Annotated in this window: 14 protein-coding genes; 7 read left to right on the top strand and 7 right to left on the bottom strand. The window is 68.9% G+C overall.

Annotated elements, in window-relative coordinates; all coding sequences use genetic code 11:
* Window positions 1-49: 49 nt before the first annotated feature.
* Window positions 50-1,561: a cation:dicarboxylate symporter family transporter gene (locus tag ACFWP7_RS08835; RefSeq protein WP_384378236.1), complete on the bottom strand. Its 1,512-nt coding sequence runs from the start codon at window positions 1,559-1,561 to the stop codon at window positions 50-52.
* Between the two features lie 151 nt (window positions 1,562-1,712).
* Window positions 1,713-3,329 (bottom strand): peptide-N4-asparagine amidase, encoded by a 1,617-nt coding sequence (locus ACFWP7_RS08830; RefSeq protein WP_384378233.1) that lies wholly within the window; start codon window positions 3,327-3,329, stop codon window positions 1,713-1,715.
* 294 nt (window positions 3,330-3,623) lie between these two features.
* Here ACFWP7_RS08830 and ACFWP7_RS08825 point away from each other — a divergent pair, with 294 nt between their 5' ends.
* From ACFWP7_RS08825 to ACFWP7_RS08810, 4 genes are all read left to right on the top strand, one after another.
* The gene (locus ACFWP7_RS08825) at window positions 3,624-5,477 is read left to right on the top strand and encodes an ABC transporter transmembrane domain-containing protein (RefSeq protein WP_384378230.1); all 1,854 of its coding nucleotides are present in this window, start codon (window positions 3,624-3,626) and stop codon (window positions 5,475-5,477) included.
* Entirely contained in the window at window positions 5,474-7,255 is a 1,782-nt protein-coding gene (locus ACFWP7_RS08820) for an ABC transporter ATP-binding protein (protein WP_384378227.1), read from the top strand. Before ACFWP7_RS08825 ends, ACFWP7_RS08820 begins: the two co-directional genes overlap by 4 nt.
* A 234-nt stretch (window positions 7,256-7,489) precedes the next feature.
* A complete protein-coding gene (locus tag ACFWP7_RS08815; protein ID WP_384378224.1) occupies window positions 7,490-7,960 on the top strand; it encodes a DUF5709 domain-containing protein in 471 nt (156 codons plus the stop codon).
* Window positions 7,961-7,996: 36 nt separating this feature from the next.
* Window positions 7,997-8,272 carry a type B 50S ribosomal protein L31 gene (locus tag ACFWP7_RS08810; RefSeq protein WP_384378222.1) on the top strand — a complete coding sequence of 92 codons (276 nt, stop codon included), beginning with the start codon at window positions 7,997-7,999 and terminating at the stop codon, window positions 8,270-8,272.
* A 17-nt stretch (window positions 8,273-8,289) separates the two neighbouring features.
* Here ACFWP7_RS08810 and ACFWP7_RS08805 read toward each other — a convergent pair whose 3' ends face one another.
* Complete coding sequence (locus tag ACFWP7_RS08805; RefSeq protein ID WP_384378219.1) at window positions 8,290-9,084, bottom strand: metal-dependent hydrolase; 795 nt, start codon at window positions 9,082-9,084, stop codon at window positions 8,290-8,292.
* Window positions 9,085-9,229: 145 nt separating this feature from the next.
* On the opposite strand from ACFWP7_RS08805, the gene ACFWP7_RS08800 reads away from it, so the two are divergent.
* The gene (locus tag ACFWP7_RS08800; RefSeq protein WP_384378216.1) at window positions 9,230-11,743 is read left to right on the top strand and encodes a DEAD/DEAH box helicase; all 2,514 of its coding nucleotides are present in this window, start codon (window positions 9,230-9,232) and stop codon (window positions 11,741-11,743) included.
* A 19-nt stretch (window positions 11,744-11,762) separates the two neighbouring features.
* Window positions 11,763-12,629: an acyl-CoA thioesterase gene (locus ACFWP7_RS08795; protein ID WP_384378213.1), complete on the top strand. Its 867-nt coding sequence runs from the start codon at window positions 11,763-11,765 to the stop codon at window positions 12,627-12,629.
* Window positions 12,630-12,645: 16 nt separating this feature from the next.
* Here ACFWP7_RS08795 and ACFWP7_RS08790 read toward each other — a convergent pair whose 3' ends face one another.
* Entirely contained in the window at window positions 12,646-13,674 is a 1,029-nt protein-coding gene (locus ACFWP7_RS08790; protein WP_384378210.1) for a DUF6397 family protein, read from the bottom strand.
* 128 nt (window positions 13,675-13,802) lie between these two features.
* Window positions 13,803-14,213 (bottom strand): roadblock/LC7 domain-containing protein, encoded by a 411-nt coding sequence (locus ACFWP7_RS08785; RefSeq protein WP_384378207.1) that lies wholly within the window; start codon window positions 14,211-14,213, stop codon window positions 13,803-13,805.
* 94 nt (window positions 14,214-14,307) lie between these two features.
* On the opposite strand from ACFWP7_RS08785, the gene ACFWP7_RS08780 reads away from it, so the two are divergent.
* Entirely contained in the window at window positions 14,308-14,736 is a 429-nt protein-coding gene (locus tag ACFWP7_RS08780) for a PPOX class F420-dependent oxidoreductase (RefSeq protein ID WP_384378204.1), read from the top strand.
* A 56-nt stretch (window positions 14,737-14,792) separates the two neighbouring features.
* Here ACFWP7_RS08780 and ACFWP7_RS08775 read toward each other — a convergent pair whose 3' ends face one another.
* The gene (locus ACFWP7_RS08775; protein WP_384378201.1) at window positions 14,793-15,398 is read right to left on the bottom strand and encodes an ATP/GTP-binding protein; all 606 of its coding nucleotides are present in this window, start codon (window positions 15,396-15,398) and stop codon (window positions 14,793-14,795) included.
* A 264-nt stretch (window positions 15,399-15,662) separates the two neighbouring features.
* Complete coding sequence (locus ACFWP7_RS08770) at window positions 15,663-16,076, bottom strand: DUF742 domain-containing protein (protein WP_384378198.1); 414 nt, start codon at window positions 16,074-16,076, stop codon at window positions 15,663-15,665.
* Window positions 16,077-16,082: the final 6 nt, after the last annotated feature.

Below are 16,082 nucleotides of genomic sequence, written 5' to 3'. Positions count from 1 at the left end.
CTCCAGCACTACGGAGTCGGCGCCGCGGCCCGATCGAGGGCTGCTTCGGTCAACTGACCTCGGCTGCGGACTCCTTGGCCGTCGGAGCGGGTGCGTCTGCCTCAGCCGCCTGTTCCCGTACGACAACCTCAGCCGTCTGCTCAGGTACGTCAACCTCAGCGGCCTGCGCCGGTACGTCGATCCCGGTGGCCCGCGCGGGCACGTCAACCTTGGCCGACCGAGGCCCCCGCACCGGCACCTCCGGGTCCTCCGCCTCGTCTTCTTCCCCGAACACGATCTCCCCGTCCAGCACCTTCCTCGCCCGGTCCGCGTCCAGCGCGCCCTCCCAGCGAGACACGGCGAAGACCGCGACGCAGTTGCCGAGCAGGTTCGTCACGACGCGCATCGAGTCCATGATGCGGTCGACACCCAGGAGCAGGGCGACGGCGCCGGCCGGGATGGCTCCCAGGGAGGACGCGGTCGCGGACAACGCGAGGAAGGCCGAACCGGGAATGCCCGCCATGCCCTTGCTGGTCAGCATGAGCACGAGGATCACGGTGATCTGCTGGCCCAGACTCAGGTCCACGCCCACGGCCTGCGCGATGAACAGCGTGCCGATGGACAGGTAGAGCGAGGCGCCGTCGAGGTTGAAGGAGTAGCCCGTCGGCAACACCAGACCCACGGCGTCGTCACGGGCACCGGCCCGGCGCAGCTTCTGCATCACCCGCGGCATGACCGACTCGGTGGAGGCGGTGCCGAGCGCGAGGAGGATCTCCTCACGGATGTAGCGGACGAACTTCCAGAGGCTGAGCCCGGTGACCACCTTGAGCGCGACGCCGAGCAGCGCGATGAAGAGTGCGGCGGCCGCGTAACACAGGATGATCAACTTGGCGTACGTCTCGATCACCCCGAGCCCGTACTGGCCGATGAGGACGGCCATCGCACCGAACACCGCGATCGGGGCGAGCCGCATGATGAAGCCGACGACCGCGAAGATGATCTCCTGGGCCTGCTCGATGGCGGGCAGGACCTGCGGCACCTTGGTGTGACCCAGGTGCAGCAGCGCGGCGCCCACCAGGCAGGCCAGGACGAGCACTTGGAGGAGCTCGTTCTCGGCGAAGGCGCCGATGAAACTGGTGGGAAGCGCGTTGAGGACGAACTCTGTCGTCGAGGGCAGTGAACCGCCACCGGTCTTCGCGTCGACCGCCGAGGTGTCGAGCGTGGACGGGTCGACGTTCATGCCCGAGCCGGGCTGGACGACGTTGGCGGCGACGAGACCGATGAACAGGGCGACCGTGCTCGCGACCTCGAACCAGATCAGGGCCTTGAGCCCGATCCGGCCGAACGCCTTGAGATCACCGGCCTTCGCGATACCGACCACGACCACACAGAACACCAACGGCGAGATGATCGTCTTGATGAGCCGGGTGAAACCGTCACCGAGCGGCTGAAGCTCCGCGGCCGTGCCCGGCCACAACTTTCCGACGATGATTCCGAGTACAAGCGCGCAGGCGACCTGCGCGAACAGTGAGGTACGCAGTATGTGTGCGACGCGTCGCGGGGACGGTACGGGCGGCGGCACGGGCACTCCTCCGAGCAGACTTCTGGTATGCGGAAAAGCGCTTCCGCGGTGATCACTATTGAGGAGTGACTGATTCCGCTGGAGACCTCCGTGTCACGTCCGTGTAAATCATGGACGTGACACGGAGTTCCTCTCCGGGACCCCTGCCGCCTCAGCAGCCGCTGCGGTCCTCGGTCAGTACGCCCTGCACAGTGGCCAGAGTGCGGTCATAACACCCGGCCGAGCCGTACATGCGGTAGCGCTCACTCGTCGTACCGACCGCGTGGCGCTGGTCGCGCGGCACGTTCGCCGTATACGTCGTGTCGCCCGCGTAGGTGTCGTCGAGCCGTGACCACGCGGTGCGCCGCCCGCCGTGCTTCTCGTCGACCGCCGCCCGGTCACCGAGCGTCAGGATGGTGCGCAACCGGTCGTCCGCGCCCAGCGTGGTGGTCCCGTCCATCGTGTACGTCCGCTGCGTGCGGGTCACGGCGGCCGGCCCCCGTCCGTCGACGGTGACCGTCTCGTCGTCGGTCCAGGTGGCCTTGAGCCCGTCCGTGTTCTCGCCGTCCGTCCAGCGGTGCACGGAGGTGTTCGCCAGTTCGCGGCTCACCGTGGTCTTCACCCGGCCGTGCGAGGTGTCGACGTACCCGGCGACCGTCAGCCGGTGGCTTCCTTCGGTGTCCAGGCGGTGTTCCGAACCGGGTGTGTACGTCGAGGAGTTGGCGATAGTGCCTGCCTTGACCTCCGTCAGCGCACCGCTCACGTGCTCCTTCTTCGTGTCCTGCCAGACCAGCACGTTGACCGGGGCGCTCCATCCGGTCTGCCCCTCGGGGACACCCACGACGGAGACGTCGATCCGGTGCGGGCGACCGTCGTTGAGGAGTCCCGCGAACGGCGTCAGGTCGTACTCGATGGGCTTGATGTCAAAGGCGCGCGGACCCGGAATCACGTACCAGAGGAAGGGGTTGGACCAGCCGCCCGTCCACACGGTCGGGAACGGCTCAGCGATACCGGCGAGTTGGCCGTCGACCTTGATCTGCACTTCCCGGTAGGGGCCGCTGTCGGCCTCGCAGGAGTACGGCGCCGATGCGGGCACCGTCAGATACCAGTACTCCTCGCAGCCACCGCCGGACCCTGTCGCGTACACCTCGGCGACGATGCGCTCGCTGTTGCGCGGGGTGGTCAGGGCGCCGTCCTGGAGGGTGAGGACGCGGTCGGGGGTCGCGTTCGTGGCCTGCTTGGCGGTGCCTTCGGCGGCGTAGAACGTCAGGGTGACCTTGACATCGATGATGCCGGTGTACGTGTCGTCGACGACGTTGCCGATGAGCATTTCGACGGGTTGTGCCGCGCGCAGCGTGTCGCTGTACCGCGTGACGTCCTTCTCGACGGACCACTCGATGCCGTCGGGCGAGGGCTGGGGAGTGGACGTACGGAAGATCTCGACGCCGCCGATGTGAAGGTAGCCGAGACGGTCGTACTGCCGTCCCTTGACGTTGCCGTCGAGTCGCAGCACGACCTTGCTCCAGCGGTCACCGCAGTCGCCGGGAGGTGCATAGGTGCCCTCGTAGGGCGTGAAGTCCCTGAACTGCGCCTGTGCGACGGTGACTTCACATGATCGCGTGTCGGGCTTGGTGACGGGCGGTGCCGCGGTCACCGGGTCGTGCCAGTCGGTGCCGAACTCGGCTGGTGGGTCGGCGGACTGGGCGGCGGGCGCCGGGCTCGCTCCGAGGAGCATGCTCGCCAGGAGGATCGCTCCGGAGAGCATGGACATGGTGATCCGTCTTCTCATGGGCGGTGTTCTACGGGGAATTGGCGCCCGGCCGCAATGGCCCCTCCCTTCACACCCATCTCACTCGCCCCTCAGACGGCACTGTCGCCCCTCACCCCGACAGTGCGACGCCGCTCCGATGGACAGCTGAAGGACGCGGCTGATTCCTTGCCCTGGGGCGGAAAACCGTTTGCTTTCCACCACGCTCCGACGCGAACCTTTCACGGTTTGTTGCCGACAGTTGCCGGGCTCCGCGGTCGATCGACTGCGACTCCACGGTTTCCTCCGCCCCCTGACACGAGCCGCTTGGACGTCATGCAGATTCAAGACCTTCCGTACCCCGACCCGGGAGTGCCCGACGCGCGCTCGGGTCCCCGCTTCCTGTGGTGGCTCGGCCGGAATCAGCTCGGTGGGCAGTTCAAGGCCCTCGCCTGGGGGCTGCTGCACTTCGTGTCGGTCTCCGGGCTGCCGTTCTGCGTGGGCTTCGCCGTCCAGGCCGTCGTCGATCGCTCCGGCACACGGCTGGCGCTGACCGGCGCAGTGATGGTGCTGTGCGGGGCGGGCATCGCGCTGGGCGAGACCATGCTGCACCGCGCAGCGGTCACCAACTGGATCCTGGCCGCCGCACGCGTCCAGCAGCTGCTGGCCCGCAGGACCGCCCAGCTCGGCTCCGCGCTCACCCGTCGGGTCGCGGCGGGCGAGGTCGTCGCTGTCTCCACGGGTGACGTCGAGAAGATCGGCTGGTTCGTGGAGGCGGTGTCGCGGTTCACGGCGGCGGCGCTCACCATCGTGCTGGTCTGCATCGGTCTGGTCGTCTATCAGCCGGCGCTCGGCGTGATCGTCGCCGTGGGCGTGCCCGTCCTGGCACTCGCCGCGCTGCCGCTGCTGCCCCGCGCCACCCGGCGCGCCGACTTCCAGCGCGAGAAGGCCGGCCGCGCCACCGAGCTGGCCGCGGACACCGTCGCGGGCCTGCGGGTGCTGCGTGGCATCGGCGGCGAGGAACTGTTCCTCGACCGCTACCGCCGCGCCTCCCAGGAAGTCCGCCACGCGGCCGTACGCAGTGCCCGGATGTGGTCGCTGATCTCGGCGATCCAGGTGCTGCTGCCCGGTCTGCTGCTGATCGCCGTCATCTGGCACGGCGTGGGTCTGGCCCGCGACGGCCGGATCACGGTCGGTGAACTGGTCACCGTATACAGCGCGGTCATGCTGCTCACCTACCCGCTGCGGCACTTCGAGGAGATCGCCATGGCGTACTCCTTCTCACGCCCGTCCGCCAAGCGCGCCGCCCGGGTACTGTCCCTCGAACGCGCCATGGACAGCGACGGGTCACGGGTGGCAGAGGCGCCGGTCGGGGATCTGTACGACCCCGCGACCGGCCTGCTCGCGCCCGCCGGGCGGCTCACCGCCGTGGTGTGCGGCGACCCGGACGTGGCGGGCCTGCTCGCCGAGCGGCTGGGCGGACATCCCGGTGTCGAGGGCACTTCGGCGCTCCTCGGCGGAGTACCGCTGGACGAACTCCCTCTCGACTCGGCCCGCACCGCCGTCCTCGTCCAGGACAAGGACCCGGTGCTGCTGTCCGGCTCGCTGCACGAGCTGCTCGACGTGCCCTCGTCGGGCGCGGTGAGCGCCGCCGAGGCGCTGGCGGCCGCGCAGTGCGGTGACGTACTGGACGCGCTCGGCGAGGGGTCGCTGGGCACGGAGGACCCTATGGACGCCCGCGTCACCGAACGCGGCCGCTCCCTGTCGGGCGGCCAGCGCCAGCGTCTCGCGCTGGCCCGGTCGCTGATCACCGATCCCGAGGTACTCGTCCTCGACGAGCCGACGTCCGCCGTCGACTCGCACACCGAGGCACGGATCGCCGACGGTGTCCGCGCTCTGCGCACCGGCCGCACCACAGTGGTCTTCACCTCCTCGCCGCTGCTCCTGGACCACGCCGACCGGGTTGTGCTGGTGCACGAGGGCGAGGTCGCGGCGGTCGGCGTACACCGCGAGCTGCTCCACAGCGAGCCGCGGTACCGCGCCGTGGTGACCCGGGAGACCGACGAGGAGGCCTCGGAGGGCGGCGCACTGGCAGCCGTACTCAAAGAGGAAGCCGCGCGGGAAGAGCTGGAAGAGCTCGACGCAGACGTACTCGGAGACGTACTGGAAGAAATCGAGGAGACCGCATGATCGGCCTGGCGCCACCGGCCTACGATCCGGCGGCCCCGACGACGGCGAACACGCTGCCCGTCGGCGCCCCCGCGACCGTACGCGCCTACGTGGCCGAACTGTTCCAACGGCACCGCCGGGCCTTCCTGTTGCTCGTCACCGTCAACACCGTGGCCGTCGTGGCCTCGATGGCCGGGCCCTACCTGCTGGGCTCGGTCGTCGAAGGGGTCTCGGACCAGGCACGTGAGCTCCATCTGGAACGCACGATCGTGCTGTTCGTCCTCGCGCTCGTCATAGAGGCCGTGTTCGTACGTCAGGTGCGGCTGCGCGGCGCCATGCTCGGCGAGCGGATGCTGGCCGATCTGCGCGAGGACTTCCTCGTACGGTCGGTGGGGTTGCCGCCCGGCGTGCTGGAGCGGGCCGGAACGGGCGACCTGCTGTCCCGCATCACCACGGACATCGACCGGCTCGCCAACGCAATGCGCGAGGCCGTGCCCCAGCTCGCCATCGGCGTCGTGTGGGTTGCGTTGCTGCTGGGCGGACTCACCGTGACGGCGCCGCCGCTCGCCCCCGCCGTGCTGATCGCCGTACCACTCCTGGTGGTCGGCTGCCGCTGGTACTTCAAGCGCGCGCCGTCCGCCTACCGCTCGGAGGCCGCCGGCTACGCCGCCGTGGCCGGCGTCCTCGCCGAAACAGTGGACGCCGGGCGCACCATCGAGGCCCACCGGCTGGGCGAGCGCCGCATCGACCTGTCGGACCGCCGGGTCAAGGAGTGGACCTCCTGGGAGCGCTACACGCTCTTCCTGCGCTCGGTGCTCTTCCCCGTCGTCAACATCACCCATGTCACCGTCCTCTGCTCGGTCCTGATGATCGGCGGGGTCTTCGTCCTGCAGGACTGGATCAGCGTCGGCCAGCTGACGACAGGCGCGCTCCTCGCGCAGATGCTCGTCGACCCGGTGGGGCTGATCCTGCGCTGGTACGACGAGCTGCAGGTCGCCCAGGTCTCGCTGGCCCGGCTGGTCGGTGTCCGGGACATCGAGCCCGCCGCGAGCGATCCCGGGGTGGCTCCGGACGGGCGTGACGTGCGCGCGGACCAGGTGCACTTCAGCTACCGCGCCGGCGTGGACGTGCTGCGGGACGTCTCCTTGTCGGTCGCACCCGGCACCCGGCTCGCCCTGGTCGGCCCGTCCGGCGCGGGCAAGTCCACGCTGGGGCGCCTGCTCGCCGGGATCTACGCACCCCGGGACGGCCGGATCACCCTTGGCGGCGCGGAGCTGTCGCGGATGCCCGCCGAGGAGGTGCGCTCCCACGTGGCCCTGGTCAACCAGGAGCACCACGTCTTCGTGGGCTCCCTGCGCGACAACCTGCTGCTCGCCCGGACGGGTGCCGTCGACGCCGAGCTGTGGGCGGCACTCGGCGCGGTCGACGCGGACGGCTGGGCTCAGGCCCTGGACGACGGCCTGGACACCGAGGTCGGCTCGGGCGGGCTGGCACTGACTCCGGCCCAGGCCCAGCAGATCGCGCTGGCCCGGCTGGTGCTCGCCGATCCGCACACGCTGGTCCTGGACGAGGCGACCTCGCTCCTCGACCCCCGTGCGGCCCGTCACCTGGAACGCTCCCTTGCCCGTGTCCTCGACGGCCGCACCGTGGTCGCCATCGCCCACCGGCTGCACACCGCTCACGACGCGGACATCATCGCCGTCGTCGAGAACGGCCGCATCACCGAACTCGGCGGTCACGACCAGCTGGTCGCCGCCGACGGTGCGTACGCGGCACTGTGGCGGTCCTGGCACGGGTGAGCGAGCGGGCCTAGCCGGTCGATATGCGCCCCTGGACACCCGTGGGCGCACATGGTCGGACCGTGTGGCGTTGCGCGGTGCCGAAGGGGGGTGGAAGGCTGGACGTGGACACCGGCCCGGGGATTCCCCGGAAACCACCCGGTTCACACCGGGTGACGCCTGTGTCCAGCGGCCCGCGCGCCCGCCGTCGAGCGCGGCGCCATCGGGCCCGATCCGCACCACCTGGAGGTAGCCGTGACCAGCTCCGACGGATGGGGAGACGATGTCTACCAGCCCGACGGATCCGAGGTGCAGGATGACGCGGGGCTGCTCGACGCCGAGGACACCCTCGACGCCGACGGCGTCGGCGACCCCCTCGACCGGGGCTGGTCCCCGCCGGAGCGGCCGTGGGCGGTGGAACACTCCGGGGTGACGGCCGCGGAACGCCACCAGGGCGAGACCCTGGACCAGCGGCTCGCGGAGGAAGTCCCCGACATCGCCGAACCCGTCGGAGACGGCATCGGCGACTGCCAGGGCTCCGACGGCGAACCTCTGGACAACGAGGTGGGCACGCTCCGCTCCGGCCGTCTCGTGGCCCCCGACGAAGGAGCCCACGAGGACGAGGAGAGCGAGCTCTTCGCCACGGACGTAGGGATCGACGGCGCCGCCGCCTCCGCCGAGGAGGCCGCGATGCACATCGTCGACGAGGACTCGCCGTACGACTGACCGGGCCCCAACACTCCCCCGCAAGGAGCATCCACCATGCAGCAGGACAAGCAGCCCGACTACCACCCCGTCGTCTTCCGCGACCGCGCCGCCGGGTACGCCTTCCTCACCCGCTCCACCGCGACGAGCGAGAGCACCATCGACTGGGACGACGGCGAGACCTACCCCGTCGTGGACGTGGAGATCTCCTCGGAGAGCCATCCGTTCTACACGGGGAAGGCGCGGACGGTGGACTCGGAGGGGCGGATCGCTCAGTTCGAGCGGCGGTACGGGGGCGGGGGCCAGGGCCGTAACGGGGCGGGTACGGCATGACCGCGTGACCCGGTCACTCAGAAGACATTGAGCGCCGCCGCACACCCCACCCCGCCCAGCAGTATGAACACCGGCATCAGCACCTTGAGCTCCACCCAGCTGCCGGCCCGGAAACGCAGCATCTTGGGCGGGCCGATCGGGTACCAGCGCTTGCGGCCGACCGGGATCGGCCACAGGATCGGGCAGCCCGAGACCGTCAGGGCGTCCCCGATGTCGTGGACCAGGGCGCCCAGAACGACCGGCAGCCCGAGCCACAGGTACTCCTGGCCCGGGGCCGTGAACAGCCAGTCCGCGCCGTTGCCCGGCTTGTCCAGGGTTCCCGCGAGGATCCAGGCACTGGTCGCGGCCAGCAGCCAGACCAGGACGTCGGCACTGGAGCCGCGGGTCGCCTTCCAGAGCAGCCCCTCGATGGCGAGCACCAGATGCACGAACAGGATGGCCAGGACCGCCCAGCGGCCTCCCGTGATCGCGGCGCCCGAAGAGCCCACACCCAGGAGCACCGCCCACAGCCAGGTGTGCGTCAGCGTTCGATGACCGCCGGAGCGGCGCGGGTCGCCCGGCTTGCGTGTCCCCTTGTAGACGGCGTACGAGAGCTTGTCGACGACCTCGCACAGCCACTTGGACAGGGGCCCGAAGGCGCGCGAGATGGTGGCCGCCTTGTGGTCCAGGTCGGGGGCGAGCGCGGCACCTGCGCAGATCAACGCGCCGACCAGAAGGACCGGCCAGGGCATGGTGTGCCCGGCGGCGGCCGCCGCCGCTCCGACGCCGAGCCAGGCCGCTGCTCCCGATAGTGAGTGTGCTGGTCCCATCATGGCCGGTCCCCGCCCCATTCCTCTTGTGCCGCTGTCCAGTTGCCCGCATGCGCTGACACTTCGTCGGCGGCACAGCGTAGCGTTCGCGATCTTCGGGCTGGCATCCGATTCCCCCATCGAGTGGGTTCACAGGCAAGATGGGTGCGTGACCCTTATCGATCAGCTGCCGCAGACCGCAGACCCCGACGCCCTCTACGAAGCCTTCGAGTCGTGGGTCGGGGAACGCGGTCTCACCCTCTATCCCCACCAGGAGGAGGCGCTGATCGAGGTGGTTTCGGGCGCGAACGTGATCGTCTCGACGCCCACCGGCTCGGGCAAGAGCATGATCGCCGCGGGCGCGCACTTCGCCGCGCTCGCCCGTGACGAGGTCACCTTCTACACGGCGCCGATCAAGGCCCTCGTCTCGGAGAAGTTCTTCGAGCTGTGCAAGATGTTCGGCACCGAGAACGTCGGCATGCTGACCGGCGACGCCTCCGTGAACGCCGACGCCCCCATCATCTGCTGCACCGCCGAGGTGCTGGCTTCCATCGCGCTGCGCGACGGCAAGCACGCCGACGTCGGCCAGGTCGTGATGGACGAGTTCCACTTCTACGCGGAGGGCGACCGCGGCTGGGCGTGGCAGATCCCGATCCTGGAACTGCCACAGGCGCAGTTCATCCTGATGTCGGCGACGCTCGGCGACGTCTCGATGTTCGAGAAGGACCTCACCCGGCGCACCGGCCGTCCCACGTCGGTGGTCCGCTCGGCGACCCGGCCCGTGCCGCTGTCCTACGAATACGTGCTCACTCCGCTGACGGAAACCCTCACCGAGCTGCTGGCGACCAAGCAGGCTCCCGTGTACATCGTGCACTTCACGCAGGCCCAGGCCGTGGAGCGGGCACAGGCGCTGATGAGCATCAACATGTGCACGCGTGAGGAGAAGGACAAGATCGCCGATCTGATCGGCAACTTCCGCTTCACCACCAAGTTCGGCCAGAACCTCTCCCGTTACGTGCGCCACGGCATCGGTGTGCATCACGCGGGCATGCTGCCCAAGTACCGACGGCTCGTGGAGAAGCTGGCCCAGGCGGGTCTCCTGAAGGTCATCTGCGGTACGGACACCCTCGGTGTCGGGGTCAACGTGCCCATTCGCACCGTGCTGTTCACGGCGCTGGCGAAGTACGACGGCATCCGGGTCCGGACGCTTCGTGCCCGCGAGTTCCATCAGATCGCCGGCCGCGCCGGGCGCGCCGGCTACGACACCGCGGGCTTTGTCGTCGCGCAGGCGCCCGAGCACGTCATCGAGAACGAGAAGTCGCTCGCCAAGGCCGGCGATGACCCGAAGAAGCGCCGCAAGGTGGTGCGCAAGAAGGCTCCCGAGGGCTTCGTCGGCTGGACGGACAACACCTTCGAGAAACTCATCACCTCCGAGCCCGAGCCACTGACCTCCCGTTTCCGGGTCACCCACACAATGCTCCTTTCGGTGATCGCCCGGCCCGGGAACGCCTTCGAGGCGATGCGGCACCTGCTGGAGGACAACCACGAGCCGCGCAAGCAGCAGTTGCGGCACATCCGGCGGGCGATCGCCATCTACCGCTCGCTCCTCGACGGCGGCGTGGTCGAGAAGCTCGACAAGCCTGACGCCGAGGGCCGCATCGTGCGCCTCACCGTCGATCTGCAGCACGACTTCGCGCTCAACCAGCCGCTGTCGACGTTCGCACTCGCCGCGTTCGAGCTCCTGGAGCCCGAATCCCCCTCGTACGCCCTGGACATGGTGTCCGTCGTCGAGTCCACGCTGGACGATCCGCGGCAGATCCTCGCGGCCCAGCAGAACAAGGCGCGCGGCGAGGCCGTGGGGGCGATGAAGGCGGACGGCGTCGAGTACGAGGAGCGCATGGAGCGCCTCCAGGAGGTGTCGTACCCCAAGCCCCTGGAGGAGCTGCTCTTCCACGCCTACAACGTCTACCGCAAGAGCCATCCGTGGGTCGGTGACCATCCGCTGTCGCCGAAGTCCATCATCCGTGACATGTACGAACGGGCGATGACCTTCACGGAGTTCGTCTCCCACTACGAGCTGGCCCGTACCGAGGGCATCGTCCTGCGCTACCTCGCCAGTGCCTACAAGGCCCTTGAGCACACCGTCCCTGACGACCTGAAGTCCGATGACCTGGAGGATCTGATCGCCTGGCTGGGCGAGATGGTGCGTCAGGTCGACTCCAGCCTCCTGGACGAGTGGGAGCAGCTCGCCAACCCCGAGGTGATGACGGCCGAGGAGGCCCAGGAGAAGGCCGACGAGGTCAAGCCGGTCACCGCGAACGCCCGCGCCTTCCGCGTCCTCGTCCGCAACGCCATGTTCCGGCGCGTCGAACTCGCCGCCCTCGACCATGTGAACGAGCTCGGTGAGCTGGATGCCGACTCCGGCTGGGACGCCGATACCTGGGGTGAGGCGATGGACAAGTACTGGGACGAGTACGAGGACCTCGGCACCGGCCCCGACGCCCGCGGCCCCAAGCTGCTGTCGATCGTGGAGGAGCCGCAGAATGCCCTGTGGCGCGTCCGGCAGACCTTCGCCGACCCGAATGGCGATCACGACTGGGGCATCAGCGCGGAGGTCGACCTCGTGGCCTCCGATGCCGAGAGCCGCGCGGTCGTCCGGGTCACCGACGTCGGCCAGTTGTGAGCACAGGAGAATCCCCCACATGACGAATCCAGCCGAGAGCCTTGTCGACCTGCTCGACCTCGAGCAGATCGAGGTCAACATCTTCCGTGGCCGCAGCCCGCAGGAGTCACTGCAGCGGGTGTTCGGCGGCCAGGTGGCCGGGCAGGCGTTGGTCGCCGCCGGGCGTACCACGGAAGGCGACCGACCGGTGAACTCGCTGCACGCGTACTTCCTGCGCCCGGGAATCCCGGGCGTGCCGATCGTGTACCAGGTCGAACGGGTCCGCGACGGGCGGTCGTTCACCACCCGTCGCGTCACCGCCGTGCAGCAGGGCCGCACGATCTTCAATCTGACCGCCTCCTTTCACAAGCCTGAGGAAGGGAGCTTCGAGCATCAGTTGCCGCCGGCCCGCGAGGTCCCGGATCCGGAATCGCTGCCGACGCTGGCGCAGGAGATCAAGAAGCATCTGGGCACGCTCCCCGAAGCGTTGGAGCGCATGGCGCGGCGCCAGCCCTTCGACATCCGTTATGTGGACCGGCTCCGCTGGACTCCTGAGGAGATCAAGGACGCCGAGCCGCGCAGCGCGGTGTGGATGCGCGCCGTCGGGCCGCTGGGCGACGACCCACTCGTGCACACGTGCGCGCTGACGTACGCGAGCGACATGACCCTCTTGGACGCCGTCCGCATTCCGGTGGAGCCGCTGTGGGGTCCGCGAGGCTTCGACATGGCGTCGCTGGACCACGCGATGTGGTTCCACCGGCCGTTCCGGGCGGACGAGTGGTTCCTGTACGACCAGGAGTCGCCGATCGCGACGGGCGGGCGCGGGCTGGCCCGCGGACGCATCTACGACCAGGGGGGCCGCCTGCTCGTCTCGGTTGTCCAGGAGGGGCTTTTCCGGGCTCTGTAGGGAATTGCCCTGGCGGTCAGGGTTTCCTGCGGCGCAGCCAGCCGAGCAGCTTCCGCGGTCGCTCAGGCTCCTGGGGTTTCTCGGGCACTTCGGGCCGGGGACGGTCCGGCGGGGCGAGCGGTCCCGGCCGGGAGGACATCGGCTGTGCGGCCACCGACGGTGAAGGAGTCGGCTGTGAAGCCCTTGGCGCGGGGCGCGGAGCAGGGCGGAGATCGCGAGCCTCGGTGAGAAGCTGTCCCAGGTCGGCCCGGAGCCAGCTGATCTCGTCTGGCTCGCCGGCCGTCATGATCCGCGAGGCGGTCTGCGCAGCAGGAGAGTCGGGTGTGCCGTGCAGGGCGCGTTCGGGCCGGAGGCGGTTCACATAGGCGCGCTCGTACGGATCCCTGACGATCTCGGCGACGTCGACCGGGTCGAGCAGGGACGCCACGATCGCTGCCCGCTCCCAGGGGTCCTCGCTCTGCCGCAACAGGAATCCCATGTGGCGCCCCCGCCAGTTGCGAGGGCGGAGGTCCAGTCCTTCGTCCAGCTGGTCGCGGAGCCCTTCGGGCGTACGACCGCTCAGCAGCCTCACGTTGTTCTTGTCGGCCGCGAACTGCCGCAGCTCTTCCGCCAGATACAGCCACACGACCGCCCGGTAACGGTTGAGGTAGACCTTCACAGGAACCACCAGACCCAACCGAGCGAGGCGCGTGAACCTGGCGGTCGTCACCTCCATGAGGGCGGCTCCCTCGGTTGTGCCCACGGCTTTGACGCGATCTCTCAGGGCCTCCGGGTAGCCGTCCACGGAGCGCACCCGGTCGATCTCCGTGCGGGAGACTCGGCGTCCTCCTCCCCCTTCGTCAGGGATGGTCCGGACGCACCCGAGGTATACGGCGAGTTCGAACTCACCGCGCCTGAGCTCGAGTTCTCGCGCGGCACGGCTGAGCGAGAGAGACGGTCGGCGTGCCCCTGTGCCTGCCGGGACTGCGGCAGGAACGGCAGGCACAGAGATACCGGCCTCGGACGTGACGGCTGGTGTGATGGCCGTGATGGTGTTACCGGACATGGCGGTTCTCCCCCGTCGTACGAGTTGCTCGCGCTGGCGTGCGCTTGCTTCGGGAAAAACCGTAGCCGGTTCGGCCGATCTCGCGTCGAGCCTGTGGATAACTCCGGCCGTGACGACGTTTGCGCAGGTCAACGGTCTTCGACGGGTGCGTTCTCCGGATGCCGCTCGTCCACGCCGAGGTGCTCGCCGACACGGTTCACGATCAGGGTCATCTCGTACGCGACCTGGCCGATGTCTGCCTCCGCGGCGGTGAGGACACACAGACAGCTGCCGGCGCCCGCGGCGGTGACGAAGAGCACCGCGTCGTCGAACTCGATCATCGTCTGGCGCACCTGGCCCGCGCCGAAGTGGCGGCCGGAGCCCTTGGCGAGGCTGTGCAGGCCTGACGAGACGGCTGCGAGATGTTCGGCGTCCTCACGTCGAAGCCCCGTGCTCGCGCCCCTCACGAGCCCGTCGTTGGAGAGCACCAACACGTGCCGTACGTGTGCGACGCGCTCTGTGAGGTCGTCCAGCAACCAGCCGAGTCCCGTCTGCGCCATGATCCGGTCCCCCCGTGGTGTCCCTCCCCCTGACCGGAGGATCTGGCCAGCCAGCCTTCACCACAGCCGCTGCCCCGGCAAGGAGGATGGACGCATGGCACAGAAGATGACCGACGAGCAATGGCGGGCGTTCGTCTTGCACGGAACCCGCACCGGAAAACTGTCGACCGTCCGAGCCGACGGAGGACCCCATGTGGCGCCGATCTGGTTTCTGCTGGACGGTGACGACCTGGTCTTCAACACGTCGAAGGAGAGCGTCAAGGGTCGGAATCTGGCCCGGGACGGGCGGGTCGCGTTGTGCGTGGACGACGACCGGCCGCCCTTCGCCTTCGTGGTCCTTGAAGGACGGGCCGAACTCTCGGAGGACCTCGACGAACTGCGGCGCTGGGCCGGCCGGATCGGCGCCCGTTACATGGGTGAAGAGCGCGCCGTGGAGTTCGGGGAGCGCAACGGGGTTCCCGGTGAGCTCCTCGTACGCGTAAGGATCAGTAAGGTTCTGGCCTACGCCGCAGTGGCCGACTGAGAGCCGCGATCCGCCCGCGGCCGGGCCAAGGCACCCCAGGACGGCCGCGACGTCTGTCAGCCGACGGAGTCGAGCAGCCGGGCGGTGTGCACCCGCCCGGCGTACTCGACAAGACGAATCAGCACTTCCTTCCCGGAGTCGCGGTCACGGGCGTCGCAGAGCACCACGGGCGTACCCTGATCGAGATCGAGGGCACGGGACACATCCTGAGCACCGTAGGCACGGGCACCCGTGAAGCAGTTGACGGCCACCACGAACGGGATGTGCCGGTGCTCGAAGTAGTCCACCGCGGGGAAGCAGTCCTCGAGCCGTCTGGTGTCCGCGAGGACAACGGCGCCGAGAGCCCCCTGTGAGAGCTCGTCCCACAGGAACCAGAACCGGTCCTGGCCCGGCGTTCCGAAGAGGTAGAGCGAGAGGCCGGACCTGATGGTGATCCGGCCGAAGTCCATGGCGACGGTCGTCGTGACCTTCTGGTCCACACCGCCGGTGTCGTCCACCGACTCTCCCAGCTCGCTCAGCAGTTCCTCGGTCCGCAGCGGCCTGATCTCACTGACCGCGCCCACCAGGGTGGTCTTGCCCACGCCGAATCCACCGGCGACCAATATCTTCAATGCCAGGGCGGTCATGTCACCATCCGAGGCATCGGAGTTCTCGGAGACCATCGATCACTTCTCTCGGGAGTGTCGGCAACGGTCGACGTGGGTACGTCCGTTCGGGGTCCGGGTCGGTAACTCTGTGTGGGTGCGCGAAGTCAGCATCATGACAACTTCGACCCCTCTTCGAGGGAAGGGACCACAATTTGTCCGTTGCGGCCACCTCCCGCCCATCCGGTATCCGGAGGTACCGGCAAATGGTCGCATTACACGGCGACTTGGTTCATCGGCTACTTGGTTGTCGCTGACTTCGTTCGTCCTTGCCCTGCTCATCTAGAGCGCCCTCAGTCCATCGATCACCTCGCGGAGGATCCGCTCATCGGGCAACTGGGCAGGAGGAACCGGGCGGCTCACCGTGACGCAGCCCAGTTCCAGGAGATCGCCCAGGAGCACCCTGACCACGCCCACCGGCAGGTCGGCGTCGGCGGAGAGTTCGGCCACCGACTGTGTCTCGATACGGCACAGCTCGATCAAGGCCCGGTGTTCCGGTCCCAGTGAGGTGTCGTCATCGACGCCGGGTGCGCCCGTATCGAGCGTGACAAGGGCGATGAGGTCGAAGCGCACGCCCGTGGGGCCGGGTTTGGTGCGCCCACCTGTCATCGCGTAAGGGCGGACGAGGGGGCCGGCCTCATTGTCGTACCACTGGCTGCCCTCCTGCTGGAGGGCGCCCGACATGTCCTCGGTCATCTGCAC

It is taken from the genome of Streptomyces sp. NPDC058470 (assembly GCF_042721055.1).
Lineage (GTDB): Bacteria > Actinomycetota > Actinomycetes > Streptomycetales > Streptomycetaceae > Streptomyces.
This window is presented reverse-complemented; position numbering and strand designations above follow the sequence as displayed.

What these genes read in the sequence shown, in the direction of transcription:
- ACFWP7_RS08830 (WP_384378233.1), bottom strand. Translation starts at nt 3,329, where the DNA reads ATGAGAAGACGGATCACCATGTCCATGCTCTCCGGAGCGATCCTCCTG.
- ACFWP7_RS08825 (WP_384378230.1), top strand. Translation starts at nt 3,624, where the DNA reads ATGCAGATTCAAGACCTTCCGTACCCCGACCCGGGAGTGCCCGACGCG.
- ACFWP7_RS08820 (WP_384378227.1), top strand. Translation starts at nt 5,474, where the DNA reads ATGATCGGCCTGGCGCCACCGGCCTACGATCCGGCGGCCCCGACGACG.
- ACFWP7_RS08810 (WP_384378222.1), top strand. Translation starts at nt 7,997, where the DNA reads ATGCAGCAGGACAAGCAGCCCGACTACCACCCCGTCGTCTTCCGCGAC.
- ACFWP7_RS08805 (WP_384378219.1), bottom strand. Translation starts at nt 9,084, where the DNA reads ATGATGGGACCAGCACACTCACTATCGGGAGCAGCGGCCTGGCTCGGC.
- ACFWP7_RS08795 (WP_384378213.1), top strand. Translation starts at nt 11,763, where the DNA reads ATGACGAATCCAGCCGAGAGCCTTGTCGACCTGCTCGACCTCGAGCAG.
- ACFWP7_RS08790 (WP_384378210.1), bottom strand. Translation starts at nt 13,674, where the DNA reads ATGTCCGGTAACACCATCACGGCCATCACACCAGCCGTCACGTCCGAG.
- ACFWP7_RS08785 (WP_384378207.1), bottom strand. Translation starts at nt 14,213, where the DNA reads ATGGCGCAGACGGGACTCGGCTGGTTGCTGGACGACCTCACAGAGCGC.
- ACFWP7_RS08780 (WP_384378204.1), top strand. Translation starts at nt 14,308, where the DNA reads ATGGCACAGAAGATGACCGACGAGCAATGGCGGGCGTTCGTCTTGCAC.
- ACFWP7_RS08775 (WP_384378201.1), bottom strand. Translation starts at nt 15,398, where the DNA reads ATGGTCTCCGAGAACTCCGATGCCTCGGATGGTGACATGACCGCCCTG.
- ACFWP7_RS08770 (WP_384378198.1), bottom strand. Translation starts at nt 16,076, where the DNA reads ATGACCGAGGACATGTCGGGCGCCCTCCAGCAGGAGGGCAGCCAGTGG.